The sequence below is a fragment of the Clostridium chauvoei genome, assembly GCF_002327185.1.
GTDB classification, from domain to species: Bacteria; Bacillota; Clostridia; order Clostridiales; family Clostridiaceae; genus Clostridium; species Clostridium chauvoei.
Window position 1 is genome coordinate 90,347 of sequence record NZ_CP018624.1, and the last position, 17,559, is coordinate 107,905.

Here is a 17,559-nt window from a genome sequence, read left to right on the forward strand (position 1 = left end):
GATATAAATGGGAATATTTACTTATATAAATATTCATTGCTAATTATAAAATTTAAAATAGATGGGGTGTTTTATGAACAAAATAAAAGATTTTTTACATAAAAATAAATATAAGATTGTGGGGATAATTTTTTTATTAGGTTTATTAATTTGTTTTTTTGAATATTATCAAAAATATGCAGTGTTTTTCAGAAATCCTGAAAGCATAAAGAATATGATATTAGGATATGGAAAGTATTCTTTTATAGCATATATAGTACTACAATTTTTACAGATAGTAGTGTTCTTTATACCTGGAGAATTAGTTCAAATAGCAGGTGGATACATATTTGGATCTTTTGAGGGATTTTTATTATCTTTTATAGGTATTTTAATAGGAAGTGTTTTTAGTTTTTTAGTAGCAAGAATACTTGGAAAGCCTTTTGTTGAAAAAATAGTTTTTAAAGATGATAAGTGGATATTTAAAAAAATAGAGGAAATAAAAAAGGATAAAAAGAAGTTTAAAGAGCTTGTATTTATAATGTATTTAATTCCTGGAATACCTAAGGATATTTTAGGGTACATATGTGGAATAACAACATTAAGCTTAAGAGAATTTACAATAATATCAATGATAGGTAGAACTCCAGCATTATTTATATCATGTTTTTTTGGAGATAAAATGTCTTTAGATAATTTATGGATATTGATATCTATAGGAATTGTAGTAGGTTTAATATTTATAATTAGTCTTATAAAAGGTAAAAAATTTATTAGTGATTATGGTAATAAAAATAAATAACATATTTTTTATTAAAAGATATATTTTTATTAGTAATAGGGGGAGGGCCCTATAAAAAGAAATAATTAATAGAATATACTCATTTATTAAAGAAATTGGTTGATACAATAAGAGACTTTAAAATAATCAGTCCTAATTGGTAATATTTGAGGGATATAAGAGAATAATATATTAAGTAATGTTTGATAAAAATTAAATGAAATATTATTATAATTTTATTAGCACTTGGGGATAATGAGTGCTAAAATATAGATAAGAAGTAATTAATATATTGAGGAGGGGTTTTTATGAATATTAAGCCACTTGCAGATAGAGTAGTAATTAAAAAATTAGAAGCAGAAGAAACTACAAAAAGTGGAATAGTTTTAACTGGTACAGCTAAGGAAAGACCACAAGAAGCAAAGGTTGTAGCTGTAGGTCCAGGAGCTATTGTAGATGGAAAAAGAGTTGAAATGGAAGTTAAAATAGGAGATAAGGTGCTTTATTCAAAGTATGCAGGTACTGAAGTTAAAGTATCAGGAACTGAATATACTATATTAAAACAAGATGATATATTAGCAATAGTTGAGTAGGGAGGAGATTTATATGGCAAAGATGCTTATGTTTGGAGAAGAAGCAAGAAGATCAATGCAAATAGGTGTTGATAAACTAGCTGACACAGTTAAAGTAACATTAGGACCTAAAGGAAGAAATGTTGTATTAGATAAAAAATTTGGTGCACCACTTATAACTAATGATGGTGTTTCTATAGCAAGAGAAATAGAACTTGAAGATCCATATGAAAATATGGGAGCTCAATTAGTAAAAGAAGTTGCAACTAAAACTAATGATGTTGCTGGAGATGGTACTACTACAGCTACTCTTTTAGCGCAAGCTATTATAAGAGAAGGTCTTAAAAATGTAACAGCTGGAGCAAATCCAATGTTAATTAGAAATGGTATAAGAATGGCTGTTGATAAAGCAGTAGAAGAAATTAAAGGTATTTCTAAACCAGTAGCAGGTAAAGAAGATATTGCTAGAGTTGCAGCTATATCAGCAGCAGATGAAGAAATAGGTAAGTTAATTGCTGATGCTATGGAGAAGGTTGGAAACGAAGGCGTTATTACAGTAGAAGAATCAAAATCAATGGGTACTGAATTAGAAGTAGTTGAAGGTATGCAATTTGATAGAGGATATGTATCACCATATATGGTTACAGATACAGAAAAAATGGAAGCTGTATTAGATAATCCTCTAATCTTAATAACAGATAAAAAGATTAGTAACATACAAGAAATACTTCCTATATTAGAACAAATAGTTCAAGGTGGTAAAAAGCTTCTTATTATAGCAGAAGATATAGAAGGAGAAGCGATGGCTACACTAGTAGTTAATAAGCTAAGAGGAACATTTACATGTGTAGCAGTAAAAGCACCTGGATTTGGAGATAGAAGAAAAGAAATGCTTCAAGATATAGCAATATTAACAGGTGGAACTGTCATAGCAGAAGAGTTAGGCTTAGATCTTAAAGAAGTAACTCTTGATATGTTAGGTCAATGTGAAAGTGTTAAAATTACAAAAGAAAATACTACTATAGTTAATGGAAAAGGTAATTCAGCAGATATTAAAGATAGAGTTCATCAAATTAAAGTTCAAATAGAAGAAACTACTTCTGAATTTGATAAAGAAAAACTAACAGAAAGATTAGCTAAATTAGCTGGTGGAGTTGCTGTTGTTAAAGTTGGAGCTGCAACTGAAACAGAGCTTAAAGAAAGAAAACTAAGAATAGAAGATGCTTTAGCAGCGACTAAGGCAGCAGTTGAAGAAGGAATTGTTCCTGGTGGTGGAACTGCCTATGTAAATGTAATAAAAGAAGTAGCTAAGCTTAAATCAGATATTGCAGATACTCAAGTTGGTATAAATATTATAGTAAGAGCTTTAGAAGAACCAATGAGACAAATTGCAACTAATGCAGGAGTAGAAGGTTCAGTTATTATAGAAAATATTAAAAATAGTGAAGCTTTAATTGGATATGATGCACTTTATGGAACATATACAAATATGATTAAAGCTGGAATAGTAGATCCAACTAAGGTTACTAGATCAGCACTTCAAAATGCTTCATCAGTAGCATCAACATTCTTAACTACTGAAGCTGCGGTAGTTGAAATCCCACAAAAAGAAACTCCTATGCAAGGAGCACCAGGAATGGGTATGGATGGAATGTACTAAAAAGTTTAAAAAAGATTTGCAATTTGCAAGTCTTTTTTTATTTATTCTTAATTAAGAAAAGGTTATAATATGATTTGTAATAATAAGAGTTTATTTTTGATAAAAAGTTAAAAAATACAAGAATATATGTATAGATTACTATGCAGATGATAATAATTATAGAAAAATAGTAAAGGAGGGATAGCGTGAATAAAATAAAGTTATTAAATAAAAAAACATCTAAAAAGAAACCAGCATTTACATTAATAGAATTAATAGCAGTAATGGGAATAATAGCTATATTAGCTTCAGTATTAATACCTAAAGTAACAGTATATGTTAAAGAAGCTAGAAAAACACAAGTTATAGATCAAGCAAGAAAAGTTATATTAGCAGTAGAATCAGTTAATATGAAATCACCAAATACCATAGCTGATGATAGCAACGTAGAAGATGCAGTGGAAAAATCTGGTGGATTATTAACTAACGATGATATTACAAAGTTAAATGCAAGTAAAACTAATATAGCAACTTGTAAAGAGATAGTTGATACCGAAAAGTATAATTTTACTCTTGATGATAACAATAACTTAGGTGATGTAAAACCAATTGCTCAGTAAAACAGATTATATTAAAATCTCCTTTATATATTAAAAGGAGGTTTTGACTATATTTGGAGGAAGTTTTGAGTTTATTTTTTATATTATTAATAGGTTTAGCTATAGGGAGTTTTTTAAATGTGTGCATATATAGAATTCCAAGGGACGAGTCGATAATTTTTCCAGCATCAAGGTGTATAACTTGTGGTTATAATCTTAAGATAAGTGATTTAGTTCCTATATTTAGTTATATATTTTTAAAGGGCAAATGTAGGTGTTGCAAAGAGAAAATATCAATAAAATATCCAATTGTAGAACTTATAAATGCAAGTTTGTATTTAATAATATTTTTAAAGTATGGATATACACTAGAGTTTCTAAAATATTCTGTTTTAGCATCCCTTTTAATTGTAATAGCATTAATAGATTTTAATACTAAGTTTGTATATAGATCTACTGTAATGTTTGGATTAATTTCAGGGATAATATTTTGGATTGGTGAATGTTTAATAGCTGAAAAAATAATAGTAAATAATATTTTTGGTGCTTTAATTGGATTTACATTTATCTTTTTAATTGTAATAACAACAAGAGGTATGGGGGAAGGTGATATAGAGATAGCTACTATTTGTGGATTATTTTTAGGAGTAAAAGGAATAATTATTACATTATTCCTTTCTATTATAATTGCTGGAATAATAGCAATTTCTATTTTACTTTTTAAATTAAAAGATAAAAAAGATGCTATTGCCTTTGGTCCTTATTTAGCGATAGGTGCTGTTATATCAATTACATTTTCCAATCATATTTTCCAATGGTATGTAAGCTATTTATTGCAATAATTATTGCAATAAATAGCTTGACAATGATATTGCCTAGCTATATAATGATTTTAAATTAAAAATAGTCGCACATTTTATTACTCGTATATCCCCTGAATATGGCAGGGAGTATCTACCGGAAACCTTAAATTTCCGACTATGGGTGAATTTGATATAGCTATAAGTATATGTACGCATATATTTTTTTTAGCATATTAACTTCACTTAGAAAGTTAATGTGCTTTTTTTATACTTAAAAATAACTATAACTAGAAAGTTAACTTTCAATTACATAAAAAAATGAAAGAAATCTTTCATTAATAGGGAGGAACAAACTTATGGCAAAAATAATTAAAACAGCTTATACATTTGATGATGTATTATTAGTACCTAATAAATCAGAGGTGTTACCTAATGAAGTTAGTTTAAAAACTAAATTAACAAAAAAGATAACATTAAATATACCTTTAATGAGTGCAAGTATGGATACTGTAACAGAATCCAAAATGGCAATTGCTATGGCAAGAGAAGGTGGTATAGGCATAATTCATAAAAATATGACTATAGAAGAACAAGCAAAAGAAGTTGATAGAGTTAAAAGACAAGAAAATGGAGTAATTACAGATCCAATATTTTTAACTGAAGATCATACTGTAAGAGAAGCACTTGCTTTAATGGCTCAATATAGAATATCAGGTGTGCCTGTAACAAGAGGAAGTAAACTAGTTGGAATAATAACGAATAGAGACATAGTGTTTGAAACAAACTATGATAAGGTTGTTTCAGAAGTTATGACAAAGAGTCCATTAGTTACTGCAGGAGAAGGTACAACATTAGAACAAGCTCTTGAAATATTAAAGAAGCATAAAATTGAAAAACTTCCTTTAGTAGATTCAGAAAATAACTTAAAGGGACTTATTACAATTAAAGATATAGAAAAAGCTAAAGCTTACCCAAATGCGGCAAAAGATTCAAAGGGAAGACTATTATGTGGAGCATCAGTTGGAATAACTAAAGATATGTTAGAAAGAGTAGAAGCTTTAGTAAAAGTTAATGTAGATGTTATTACATTAGATACTGCACATGGTCACTCAAAAGGTGTTATAGATGCAGTAAAAACTATAAAAAATAAATACCCAGAACTTCAAATAATAGCAGGTAATATTGCTACAGCAGAAGCAACAAGAGATTTAATAGAAGCTGGTGCTGACTGTGTAAAAGTTGGTATTGGACCAGGATCAATTTGTACAACAAGAATTGTTGCAGGGGTTGGAGTTCCACAATTAACAGCAGTTATGGATTGTGCAGAAGAAGGTAGAAAATATGGTGTACCTGTAATAGCTGATGGTGGACTTAAATATTCAGGAGATATAGTTAAAGCTTTAGCTGGAGGAGCTGCTGTTGCTATGATGGGATCAATATTTGCAGGATGTGATGAAGCTCCAGGAGCTATTGAGATTTATCAAGGCAGAAGCTATAAAGTATATAGAGGAATGGGTTCATTAGCAGCAATGGAAAAAGGTTCAAGTGATAGATACTTCCAAAATGGAACAAAGAAATTTGTACCAGAAGGTGTAGAAGGAAGAATTGCTTATAAGGGATATGTTACTGATACTATATACCAACTACTTGGAGGAATTAGATCAGGAATGGGATACTTAGGAGCTGCTACTTTAGAAGATTTATATGAAACAGCACAATTTGTAGTTCAAACATCTTCAGGAATTAGAGAATCTCATCCACATGACATAAATATTACTAAGGAAGCACCAAACTATAGTGTAAAATAAAAATTAAAAAGTCTCTTTATTAAAATGAATAGTAAAGATAAAAAATAGATTAAAATCTCGTAAATTATAATACATAATATAATTATACGAATAAAACTGGAGGATACTCATGAAAAGAGAATTAGTTTTAGTTGTTGATTTTGGTGGGCAGTATAACCAATTAATAGCAAGAAGAGTAAGAGAATGTGGAGTTTATTGTGAAATAATTCCTTATACATATACTTTAGAAAAGATAAAAGAAAAAAATCCAAAGGGAATAATATTCACTGGTGGACCTAATAGTGTTTATGGTGAAAATACTCCAAAGGTAGCAGAAGGAATATTTGATTTAGGAATTCCTGTTCTTGGTATTTGTTATGGAGATCAACTTATGGCTCATATGCTAGGCGGAAAGGTTGATACAGCTCCAGTTAGAGAATATGGAAAAACTAATGTTAACTTAGATAATTCTTCAAGATTATTCAAAGGAATAGAAAAAGAAGAAATATGCTGGATGAGTCATACTGACTATGTTAAAGAAGCACCAGAAGGTTTTAAAATTACAGGTCATACAGAAGTTTGTCCTATAGCAGCAATGGAAAATGAAGAAAGAAATCTTTATGGAGTTCAATTCCACCCAGAAGTTGAACATACTCCATTCGGACAAAAAATGCTTTCAAACTTTTTACATGAAATCTGTGGTTTAGGTAATAATTGGACTATGGCTTCATTTGCAGAAGAAAAAATAAACGAAATAAAGAAGTTAGTTGGAGATAAAAAAGTACTTTGTGCTTTATCAGGTGGAGTTGATTCATCAGTAGCTGCTATGTTAGTACATAAAGCTATAGGTCATAACTTAACTTGTATATTTGTAGATCACGGTCTTTTAAGAAAAGATGAAGGTGATACAGTAGAAAGAGTATTCAAAAAAGAATTTGATATGAATATCATAAGAGTTAATGCTGCTGATAGATTTCTTGGAAAACTAAAAGGAGTTTCAGATCCAGAAACAAAGAGAAAGATAATCGGTGAAGAATTCATAAGAGTATTTGAAGAAGAAGCTAATAAATTAGGAGAAATTGATTATTTAGTTCAAGGAACAATTTATCCTGATATAGTTGAAAGTGGAACAGAAACTTCAGCTACTATAAAGTCACACCATAATGTTGGAGGACTTCCAGAAGATATGCAATTTGATCTTATAGAACCTTTAAGAGAATTATTTAAAGATGAAGTAAGAGCTGTTGGTGAAGAATTAGGAATCCCTCATAAATTAGTATGGAGACAGCCATTCCCAGGACCAGGTTTAGCTATTAGAGTTCTTGGAGAAATTACAGAAGAAAAGTTAGAAATAGTTAGAGAAGCAGATGCTATATTTAGAGAAGAAATTGCAAATGCACAATTAGATGAAAGTATATGGCAATACTTTGCTTGTCTACCTAATATAAAATCAGTAGGAGTTATGGGAGATGAAAGAACATACTCACATACTATAGCACTTAGAGCAGTTACTTCAAGTGATGCAATGACTTCAGAATGGGCAAGATTACCATATGAATTAATAGATCTTGTTAGTCGTCGTATAGTAAATGAAGTTAATGGTGTTAATAGAATAGTATATGATGTTACATCTAAACCACCAGCAACTATTGAGTGGGAATAAAAATATAAGAAATCCATAAAATTAATTTATATAGGTAGTTGTGATGAGTTTAACATAGTAAGAACATCATAACTACCTAATTATTTTTTAGATATATGCATATACAAAAATAAAATTGATAAACTAAATAATGAAAATTTAGTTTTAAAAAACAATTAATTTTTATGAGGAATTTATAAAATATGATATAATGTACTTGTTATAGATGGACAAAAAATTCCAGAAAAATTGGAGGTATTATTTATGAATAAGGGTTTAAGATTAGATCTATCAAAAGTAGAACCATATGCAAAGCAACATGAATTAGATTATATGGAAGCAATGCTAAATGGAGCACATAATGTTCTTCATGAAAAAACTGGAGCAGGAAATGACTTTTTAGGATGGTTAGATTTACCTGTTAATTATGATAAAGAAGAATTTTCAAGAATAAAAGCTGCTGCTGAAAGAATAAAGAAGAATTCAGAAGCGTTAATAGTTATAGGAATAGGTGGTTCATATTTAGGACCTAGAGCTGCTATAGAAATGTTAAATAGCAATTTCTATAATGTATTAGATAATAAGAAGAGAAATACTCCAAGAGTATTCTTTGTTGGTAATAACATAAGTTCAACATACTTAGCAGAACTTTTAGAAGCTATAGATGGAATGGATATAAGCGTAAATGTTATTTCTAAATCAGGAACAACTACTGAACCTGCTATAGCATTTAGAATATTTAAAGAATACATGGAAAATAAATATGGAGTTGAAGGTGCAAAGGAAAGAATATTTGCTACTACAGACAAGAGCAAGGGTGCTTTAAAATCTCTTTCAAATGAAATGGGATATGAAACTTTCACTATTCCAGATGATGTAGGAGGAAGATTCTCAGTTCTAACTGCAGTTGGTTTATTACCAATAGCTGTTGCAGGAATTAGCATAGATGAAATGATGCAAGGTGCTGCTGATGCTAGAGAAGCATATTCAACTTGTGATTTAAAGAACAATGATTGTTATAAATATGCTGCTATGAGAAATGCTTTATATAATAAAGGTAAGAAAGTAGAAATACTAGTTAACTATGAACCAGGTTTACATTATTTTAATGAATGGTGGAAACAATTATATGGAGAATCAGAAGGTAAGGATAACAAGGGAATATTCCCAGCAGCTGTTGATTTTTCAACTGACTTACACTCAATGGGACAATTCATTCAAGAAGGTTCAAGAATAATGTTTGAAACAGTTCTTAATGTAGAAAAGGTTAGAAAAGAAATTTCTATAGAAAAAGCAGATGGAGATTTAGATGGATTAAACTTCTTATCTGGAAAAACTATAGACTTTGTTAATAAGCAAGCATTTAAAGGAACTTTACTAGCACATAATGATGGGGGTGTTCCAAATATGGTATTAAACATTCCAGAAATGACTCCATATTACTTTGGATATATGGTTTATTTCTTTGAAAAAGCTTGTGCCATAAGTGGATATATCTTAGGTGTTAACCCATTTGATCAACCAGGAGTTGAAGCATATAAGAAAAATATGTTTGCTTTACTTGGAAAACCTGGATATGAAGAATTAAAAGCTGAGTTAGAAGCTAAATTAAAATAATGAGAATTATAGTAGATGGAGATGCCTGTCCAGGTATCTCCATTATTCAAAATATAGCCGAAGAATATAAACTTGAACTTATTTTATACTGTGATATTCATCATTTTATAATGTTGGATTACGGAGAAGTTAAAGTTGTTGATACAGGGTTCCAAAGTGTTGATATGTATGTTGTTAACAATTGTAAATCAGAAGATATAGTAATTAGTCAGGATTATGGGGTTGCTGCAATTTGCTTAGGAAAAGGTGCTAAGGTAATTAATCCTAAAGGATATGTTTATACTAACGAAAATATAGATAGAATGTTAGAAGAAAGACATATTTCACAGAAGATTAGGCGAAGTGGGGGAAGAACATCTAATCCTAAAAAGAGAACTACAGAAGATGATATGAGACTTGAAAAGAATCTAAAGAGAATAATAGAATGTAGTATAAGGAGATAAACTGTAGAAATATAAACTATAGTTTACTCCTATTTTTTTATTTCACCGACAAAATTCAGTTTATATTTTGTTATGTAATCTGTATAATATAATTAGGAAATATATGTGAATTTTTTTAGGATTTTAATATATAGAGGGTGAATGGTTATGGGAGAGGTATTAATAACATTTGACAGAGAGAGTATTGCAGAAATAAATGATGAAATAAATATAAAGGCTATAGTAGAAGAGGAAGGCATAGAATACAAATTTCTTGAAGGGGTGGATGCTTTATGGAACCCAATACAAGATTTTTCAAGTAGTAACATATGCAAATGGAGGCCTAAGGAAGAAGGTAAGTATATAATTATGGTGCAAGCTAAAAGGGAAAAATCTAAGAAATCTTTCGATTTTTTAGGAAAAAGAGATTATGAAGTTAATATAAAAAAAGGTAAAGAAATACTTGAAGATATAATATTAGATAAAAATTCATTAATGGTAGGGGAAAAAATAAATATAGAGGTAAAAACAAAGGAAGATGTAGCTTTATACAGGTTTTGGATAGGTGGAAAACAGGGATGGGAACTATTAAGAGATTACACAACAGAGAATACGTTAACTTATACAGCGTGTAATCCAGGAGAGCAAGAAGTACTTGTAGAATGTAAAATGCCAGAGTCTGAAAATAATGTAGATGAATTTAAAACTTTAAAGTTTAATGTTAGTGAAATTGTAAAAGTAGAAATAGTAGATTTTAAATGTTTAACAGAAAACCTATTGGTTGGAGAAGAAATATTATTTAAAGTAATTAGTAATTGTGATGATAGTAGGACTTTACTATATAAATTTTTAAAAGTAGACAAAAATGGAAGAGTGAAGTGTGTTCAAGATTATTCAACAAGAAACATAATAAGCTTTACAGAAAAAGAACAAGGGGAATATAAGCTGCTATGTTTAGTTAGAGATATTTTTTCTAATAAGGAATATGATGATAGAGCAATAATGCTTTACGAAATTAGACCATACAATGAAATAATGATAAAAAACTTTTCAAGTGATATTATTTCGCCACAAATTTCAGGAACTAAAATAAATTTTAAGGCTATAGTAGAGGGCGGAAAACAAAAAGTCTATAGATATATAATTGAAGGCCCTATTGCAGAAGATACAGGATATATAAGAAGAGAAGAGTTTGAATGGGAAACAAAAGCAGAGGGTGAATATAAGATAACTTTACAAGTAAAGGATTTATCTTATGATGGAGAATATGAAGATAAAAAAACTATAACTTATAATGTAGAGAAAAAAGCAGACAAGCCGGTTAAAATAGTAGATATAATATCAACTAAAACAAGAAATTGCGTCATTGGAGAACCTGTAAATATAAAAGTTAAGGCTGAAGGAGGAACTGCTATTAGATATTCTTTCTTAGTATTTAAAGATGGGGTTGAGAAAGAAAGGTCTGATTATGGTAGCTCTAATTGGGTTAATTTTACGCCAGAGGAACATGGCGAATATGAAGTGGAAATTAGAGTATTAGATAAGTATTCCTCTAAAGAGTATGATAGTCATAGCTTTTTATATTTAAGAGTTAGAGAGTATATGCCAGCAGAAATAGATTATGTACTATTATCACCGAAGGAAACTTATTTAGTAGGAGATAATGTAGAGTTAGAAACTATAGTACAAAATACTAAAAGTGTACTTTTAAGATATGTAACTAAAATAAATGGTCATGAAGTTGAAGATACTGGATATGTAAATACAAAGAGGCTTAAAATAAAACCTAAATGTCCAGGAAAATATACATTTAGTATTTATGCTAAAAATGTTAAATGTAAAGAAGAATATGATTCTAAAAAAGAAATTTCATTATATGTTCATGAAGCAACTCCAGTTACAAATACAAAGATAAAGCTTATTTCAGAAGAGGTAAAAGTAAATAAAGAGGTAGCTTTTGAAATAACTAGTGAAGGTGGAAAAGAGGTCTGTTATGAAGTATATATAATGGAAAGAGGAAATTGGGTAAGAACACAAGAATATAGCAGGAAAAATTATTATACATTTATACCTTTTTCTATGGGTAAATATAGATTAATGGTATTAAGTAAAAGCTACTATAGAAATAGTACCTATGAAGATTATGATAGTATAGAATTTGATGTTGAGTGTTAAGTAATTACAAAATAATCCGATAATTATAAAAAATGATGATCGGAGGGAGATAATTTGAAAGTACCTAAAGTTGAGGATTTGGTTAAGATGTCTTATAATAAAGAGCTTTTGAAAAAAACTATAGGCGATGGTCCGGAATTTGACTTAGTTTATGAAACTTTATTAAATAAAATGCAATCTGATCCAAAAGAAAATAATGGTGAAGTTTCAGAAGAGTATATAGCTCAACCTACAGGAGCAGGAGTTAGGATAGATAAACTTCCTATGAGAATAAGAAAAGAAAATGAAGTTTTAACAAATTACTATAAAACAAATGAAAATGTTAATATAGAAAATATTAATTTAAATATTGATAATGTTGATAATAGTGAAAGAATAAATAATGCTGTGAATAAATATTCAAAAGAATGTGGAGTAGATAGAAATTTAATTCTTGCAATAATAAAACAAGAATCTAATTTTGATCCAAATGTAGAGTCAGGTGCAGGTGCTAAAGGACTTATGCAATTAATGGATTTTAATTGTGAAGCTTATGGTGTAACAGACCCATTTAATATAGAACAAAATATTAAGGGTGGAGTTAATCATATTAAAGAGTATCTAGATATGTTTGATGGAAATGTTGAAATGGCATTAATGGCGTACAATGGTGGACCTGGTACTATGCAAAGAAGAGGGGTAACATCAACTTCTGATCTTTATAAAATGCCAGGAGAAACTCAAGCTTATGTACCAAAGGTTATGAACTATTACAAAAATGGCTTTTAGAAGATAAAAATTTTATTTTTATCTTCTTTTTTGTATATAAAATTAAATAGTTGTACTTTTATTATATTAATAATAAAATAAAGGTTATATGATAAAAATAATGTTAAATAAATAAGGATGAGGTGTTTAGATGGAAAGATTGGATAAGGTTTTATCTAATTTAGGATATGGAACAAGAAAAGAAATAAAGCAAGCTGTAAGAAAAGGTTTTATTGAGGTAAATGGAATTATAATTAAAGATAATGGAATGCAAGTAGATCCTGAAAAAGATAAAATTATAGTAAATGGAGAAGAAATATTCTATAGAAAATACATATACTTAATGATGAATAAACCAGCAGGAGTAATTTCAGCTACACATGATGGTAGGGACGAAACAGTTGTAGATTTATTAGAAATAGAACATCAAGTATTTAATCCATTCCCAGTAGGAAGATTAGATAAAGATACAGTAGGATTATTATTATTAACTAATGATGGTGAACTGAATCATAGATTAATTTCACCAAAATGGAAAGTAGATAAAGTTTATTTTGCAGAAATAGACAAAAAGGTTACTGAAGAAGATGTAGAGAAATTTAAAAATGGAATAACTTTAGATGATGGATATACATGCAAAGAAGCTAAGCTTGAAATATTAAAAGCGACAGAAGAAGGTTCAGAAATTTTAGTGACTATTCAAGAAGGAAAATATCATCAAGTTAAAAGAATGTTTGAGGCTGTAGGTAAAGAAGTTGTTTATCTAAAAAGAATAGAATTTGGAACATTACCATTAGATGAAGACTTAGAAGAAGGTGAGTACAGAGAGTTAACGGAAGAGGAATTAAGTGTTTTAAAGCAATTCTAGCGAATGATATAATAAAATGAATAAAAAACATTCATAATTATGGTAGTTTATAATAAAATTTCCTAAAAAACTTGCATTTTATGCAGAATTGGACTATAATAATCTCTGCAAGGATAAATAAAAGGAATAAATAGCCCCCTTTTTATTTATTGCTTATTGCTAAAGCGCAACCTAGCCCCAAGGGTTGCGTTTTTTGTTGTATATAAATATAATTATGTAACAAAAAATTTTAATGTAGTAAATTAGTAAGATAAATTATGAATTTTAAAAGTTAATTTGAAAATAAAATGAAATATATATTGCAAAAATACATTTACTAAGTGTATAAAGATACAAAATAGTAAAATATTAGAAAAAAACAAGTGATTTTATTAATTAAATATATTTTAATATTAAATTTAATAAAGTTTAAAAAATGAAATAAATTATGGAAAATTAATATAGTAGCATTATTATGGTTTAATTCCTAGTGAATTATAATTCAAGTTGTTAAAATAGTAAAAAAACCTTATAATTTTAAAGTACTGTTAAAACTTATAAATTGACTCTATGGGAAAATAAGGTATAATCGGGAACAGAATTATAATTTTATAAGGGGGATTTAAAATGCAAACTATACCAGCTTGGCAATATATATTTTCTATGATAATATATACAGCTATTTTATATGTAATAGTTGAATTAAGTAGAAAATACTTAAAGGCCACTACTATAGTAGGAATATTAATTTTATTTACCTTTCCATTATGGATTAAAACTTTTGGAAACGATTGGTTTAGATTAGGAAAGGTTTTAATAGTAATTATTCCAACAACTTGTTTTGTTAATGTACTTAGAATAAATAATAAATATGATGGAAAAGGAATTGCATTTTTAAAGAAAAATTGGGTATTATGGGCGTTATATGTAATACTTTTTTGTAACATATTAGAAGCGTCAATTAAAGATTTTACATTAGGAAATTATTTTAATTTTATTGCAGGAATATTATGTTGTATAACTATACCGCTTCCACCTAAAAATTGGAGGTTTGGAGCAAAAGAAGGTTTTGGAGAACTTATATGTGATATACCATTAATGTGGTGTTTACTTTATACAACTTGGAATATGGGATTTGTCTATGCTGAAAATACAGGATTTTTTGCAAGTTCATTATGTATATTAGCTGTACCAGAGATTTACTCAATCATAAGAAAAAGATCTGATCTCTGGTTACATGCTAGAGTATATACATTAGCAGCTCATATGTTTATAAGAGCTACTTTTGGTGACATATTTAACCCAATTATGGGATCAATAGCGTGGAGAAATGAAGCTATAATTCCTTGGATAGGAATATTTAATATGGTGTTTGCTATAGCTTATACTATATGGTGGTTTAGAAAGTTAAATATAGATAAAAAACAAAATCAAGGTTCTTTAACAGCCTAGAAAATGAGTCATAATGCTTTTGAGTATTATGACTTATTTTTTTTTAAAAGCAAAATAGAAGATAGAGCCATTAACTCTTTTAGTATTTTACATAGTTTTTGGCAACAATATATAAGGTATGTATGTTATAATATGTTAGTAATAGGAAAGGGGTCTATGGATATGGATTTAAAAACATTACTAAATAAAGAACAGTATGAAGGTGCAACTACTATTGAAGGTCAAGTTTTAATACTAGCGGGGGCAGGTTCTGGAAAAACTAGAGTTTTAACTTATAGAATGGCGCACATGATAGACGATTTAGGAATACTGCCATATAAGATATTAGCAATAACTTTTACTAATAAGGCAGCCAAGGAAATGAAGGATAGAGTTAAGGCTTTAATTGGAGATAAAGCAGATGATATGTGGATATCAACTTTCCATTCAACTTGTGTAAAAATCTTAAGAAGAGAAATAGATAAGTTAGGATATAAAAAAAGTTTTACAATATACGATACTTCAGATCAAAAAACACTTGTGAAAGAGTGTATTAAGGCACTTAATATAAATGATAAAGATATAACAGAGCAAGAAATAATGAGTAAAATAAGTAAAGCAAAGGATAGAATGCAAAGTCCTGAAAGCTTTATGAGAGAAAGCGAAAGCAATTTTAGAGAAAAGAAAATAGCTGATGTATATGATATGTATCAAAAGAGATTAAAAGAAAATAATGCTTTAGATTTTGATGATTTAATATCAAAAACGGTTGAATTGTTTAAAAAAGACAAAGAAACTTTAGAATTCTATCAAAGAAAATTCCAATATATTATGGTAGATGAATATCAAGATACTAATGGAGTTCAGTATGAGCTTGTAAGACTTCTTGCAGATAAATATAAAAACATTTGTGTTGTTGGAGATGATGACCAATGTATTTATCAATGGAGAGGAGCAGATATTACTAATATATTAGACTTTGAAAAGGATTATCCTAATACTAAGGTTATTAAATTAGAGCAAAATTACCGTTCAAAAGGAAATATTCTAGATGCAGCAAATGTTGTTATAGTTAATAATTCAAATAGAAAAGATAAAGCTCTTAGAACGGAACAAGAGCCTGGAAACAAAATAAAGATTTATAGAGCTTATTCAGATTCAGATGAAGGGGATTTTGTAGCTACTCAAATAAATAAAATAAAAAGTGATGAAGAGAAAAAGTTTAAAGATTTTGCAATACTTTATAGAACTAATGCACAATCACGTATATTTGAAGAAAGTCTAAGAAGAAAATCTATACCTTATAAAATATTAGGTGGAACTAGATTCTACGATAGAAAAGAAATTAAAGATATGATTTGTTACTTAAAGACTTTAATTAATCCATCAGATAGTATTAGTTTAAGAAGAATAATAAATGTACCTAAACGAGGAATTGGAGATGCAACTATAAATAAAGTAGTGGATTTTGCAGACGATTATGAACTACAATTATGGGATGCATTATCAGAAGTAAGAAGTATTCCAACATTAACTCCAAGAAACTGTGGTGGAATAGAAGCCTTTATGGAAATGATGGAACACTTTATGGATTTAAGTGAAACAGTTCCAGTTTCAGTTCTTATAGAAACTATATTAAAAGAAACTGGTTATATTTCAGAATTGGAAAAATCAAAGGATATAGAAGATAAGAGTAGAATTGAGAACTTAAAAGAATTAGTATCCGATGCTGTAGATTTTGAAAGATCTAGTGAAGATAAAAGTTTATTAGCTTATTTAGAAAAAGTATCATTAGTTCAAGATACAGACAAATTAGAAGAAGAAGAGGATACAATAGTTTTAATGACAGTTCATAGTGCTAAGGGGTTAGAGTTCCCAGTAGTATTTATGGTTGGAATGGAAAATGGTATTTTTCCAGGGAATGCATCTTTTGAAAAAGAATCAGAGATGGAAGAATCAAGAAGACTTTGTTATGTTGGAATAACAAGAGCTAAGGAAACATTATTTATGACATCAGCTGAAGTGAGAAGACAATTTGGTAGAACTGTTGCATATGCACAATCTGATTTTATTGCAGAAATAAAACAAGAGCTTAAAGAATATGTAACAGGGGAAAATGGTTCAGTAGCATCAAGAAATAAAATGTTCCAAAGAAACGCTGCGTATAGTAATCCGCATAGTTTAAGGAATAATATAACTTCAAATAAAGAAGTATCAGGAGTCAATATATCTCACGGTTCAACATCAGGAAATATTACTAATGAAGAGGCTACAGTAGGTAGAAAAGTAAAACATGAAAAGTTTGGAGTAGGGACTATAGTATCAGCAACAAATTCAGGTTCAGATAAAAAATTAACTATAGCCTTTGACAATCAAGGTATAAAAATACTATTATTATCTTTAGCTAAGTTAGAATTACTTTAGAATAAAATAGAAAGAAGGATTAAAATCCTTCAAAATGGAGGAGTTAAATATTAATTCCTCCATTTGTCCATTTAGAGATTTCTAAATTATAAGA

General features: G+C 28.7%; 14 protein-coding genes and 1 riboswitch. All 14 genes read left to right on the forward strand.

Features of this window, described 5'->3' with window-relative positions; all coding sequences use genetic code 11:
- Positions 1 to 73 precede the first annotated feature (73 nt).
- The 14 genes from BTM21_RS00410 to pcrA all read left to right on the forward strand — a co-directional run bounded on the left by BTM21_RS00410 (position 74) and on the right by pcrA (position 17,465).
- A complete protein-coding gene (locus BTM21_RS00410) occupies positions 74 to 781 on the forward strand; it encodes a TVP38/TMEM64 family protein (RefSeq protein ID WP_021874507.1) in 708 nt (235 codons plus the stop codon).
- Between the two features lie 287 nt (positions 782 to 1,068).
- On the forward strand, positions 1,069 to 1,353 hold the full coding sequence (gene groES / locus BTM21_RS00415; RefSeq protein ID WP_021874506.1) for a co-chaperone GroES: 285 nt from the start codon (positions 1,069 to 1,071) through the stop codon (positions 1,351 to 1,353).
- A 13-nt stretch (positions 1,354 to 1,366) separates the two neighbouring features.
- Positions 1,367 to 2,992 (forward strand): chaperonin GroEL, encoded by a 1,626-nt coding sequence (gene groL, locus BTM21_RS00420; protein WP_021874505.1) that lies wholly within the window; start codon positions 1,367 to 1,369, stop codon positions 2,990 to 2,992.
- Positions 2,993 to 3,177: 185 nt separating this feature from the next.
- A complete protein-coding gene (locus BTM21_RS00425) occupies positions 3,178 to 3,591 on the forward strand; it encodes a type II secretion system protein (protein ID WP_021874504.1) in 414 nt (137 codons plus the stop codon).
- Positions 3,592 to 3,656: 65 nt separating this feature from the next.
- Positions 3,657 to 4,412 carry a prepilin peptidase gene (locus BTM21_RS00430; protein WP_079481880.1) on the forward strand — a complete coding sequence of 252 codons (756 nt, stop codon included), beginning with the start codon at positions 3,657 to 3,659 and terminating at the stop codon, positions 4,410 to 4,412.
- Positions 4,413 to 4,473: 61 nt separating this feature from the next.
- Positions 4,474 to 4,571, forward strand: a riboswitch (purine riboswitch).
- A gap of 158 nt (positions 4,572 to 4,729) precedes the next feature.
- Positions 4,730 to 6,181 carry an IMP dehydrogenase gene (guaB, locus tag BTM21_RS00435; protein WP_021874502.1) on the forward strand — a complete coding sequence of 484 codons (1,452 nt, stop codon included), beginning with the start codon at positions 4,730 to 4,732 and terminating at the stop codon, positions 6,179 to 6,181.
- 109 nt (positions 6,182 to 6,290) lie between these two features.
- On the forward strand, positions 6,291 to 7,823 hold the full coding sequence (gene guaA, locus BTM21_RS00440) for a glutamine-hydrolyzing GMP synthase (protein ID WP_021874501.1): 1,533 nt from the start codon (positions 6,291 to 6,293) through the stop codon (positions 7,821 to 7,823).
- Positions 7,824 to 8,066: 243 nt separating this feature from the next.
- Entirely contained in the window at positions 8,067 to 9,419 is a 1,353-nt protein-coding gene (locus tag BTM21_RS00445) for a glucose-6-phosphate isomerase (RefSeq protein WP_021874500.1), read from the forward strand.
- Positions 9,419 to 9,862, forward strand: coding sequence for a YaiI/YqxD family protein (locus tag BTM21_RS00450; RefSeq protein WP_079481657.1), 444 nt, complete (start codon positions 9,419 to 9,421; stop codon positions 9,860 to 9,862). The genes BTM21_RS00445 and BTM21_RS00450 overlap by 1 nt, the downstream gene beginning before the upstream one ends.
- A gap of 147 nt (positions 9,863 to 10,009) precedes the next feature.
- Positions 10,010 to 12,016 carry a triple tyrosine motif-containing protein gene (locus BTM21_RS00455; protein WP_079481656.1) on the forward strand — a complete coding sequence of 669 codons (2,007 nt, stop codon included), beginning with the start codon at positions 10,010 to 10,012 and terminating at the stop codon, positions 12,014 to 12,016.
- Positions 12,017 to 12,070: 54 nt separating this feature from the next.
- Entirely contained in the window at positions 12,071 to 12,784 is a 714-nt protein-coding gene (locus tag BTM21_RS00460; protein ID WP_021874497.1) for a lytic transglycosylase domain-containing protein, read from the forward strand.
- Positions 12,785 to 12,914: 130 nt separating this feature from the next.
- Positions 12,915 to 13,631, forward strand: coding sequence for a pseudouridine synthase (locus tag BTM21_RS00465; protein ID WP_021874496.1), 717 nt, complete (start codon positions 12,915 to 12,917; stop codon positions 13,629 to 13,631).
- Between the two features lie 606 nt (positions 13,632 to 14,237).
- A complete protein-coding gene (locus BTM21_RS00470; RefSeq protein WP_021874495.1) occupies positions 14,238 to 15,062 on the forward strand; it encodes a hypothetical protein in 825 nt (274 codons plus the stop codon).
- A gap of 162 nt (positions 15,063 to 15,224) precedes the next feature.
- A complete protein-coding gene (pcrA, locus tag BTM21_RS00475; protein WP_079481655.1) occupies positions 15,225 to 17,465 on the forward strand; it encodes a DNA helicase PcrA in 2,241 nt (746 codons plus the stop codon).
- The last annotated feature ends 94 nt before the right edge of the window (positions 17,466 to 17,559 follow it).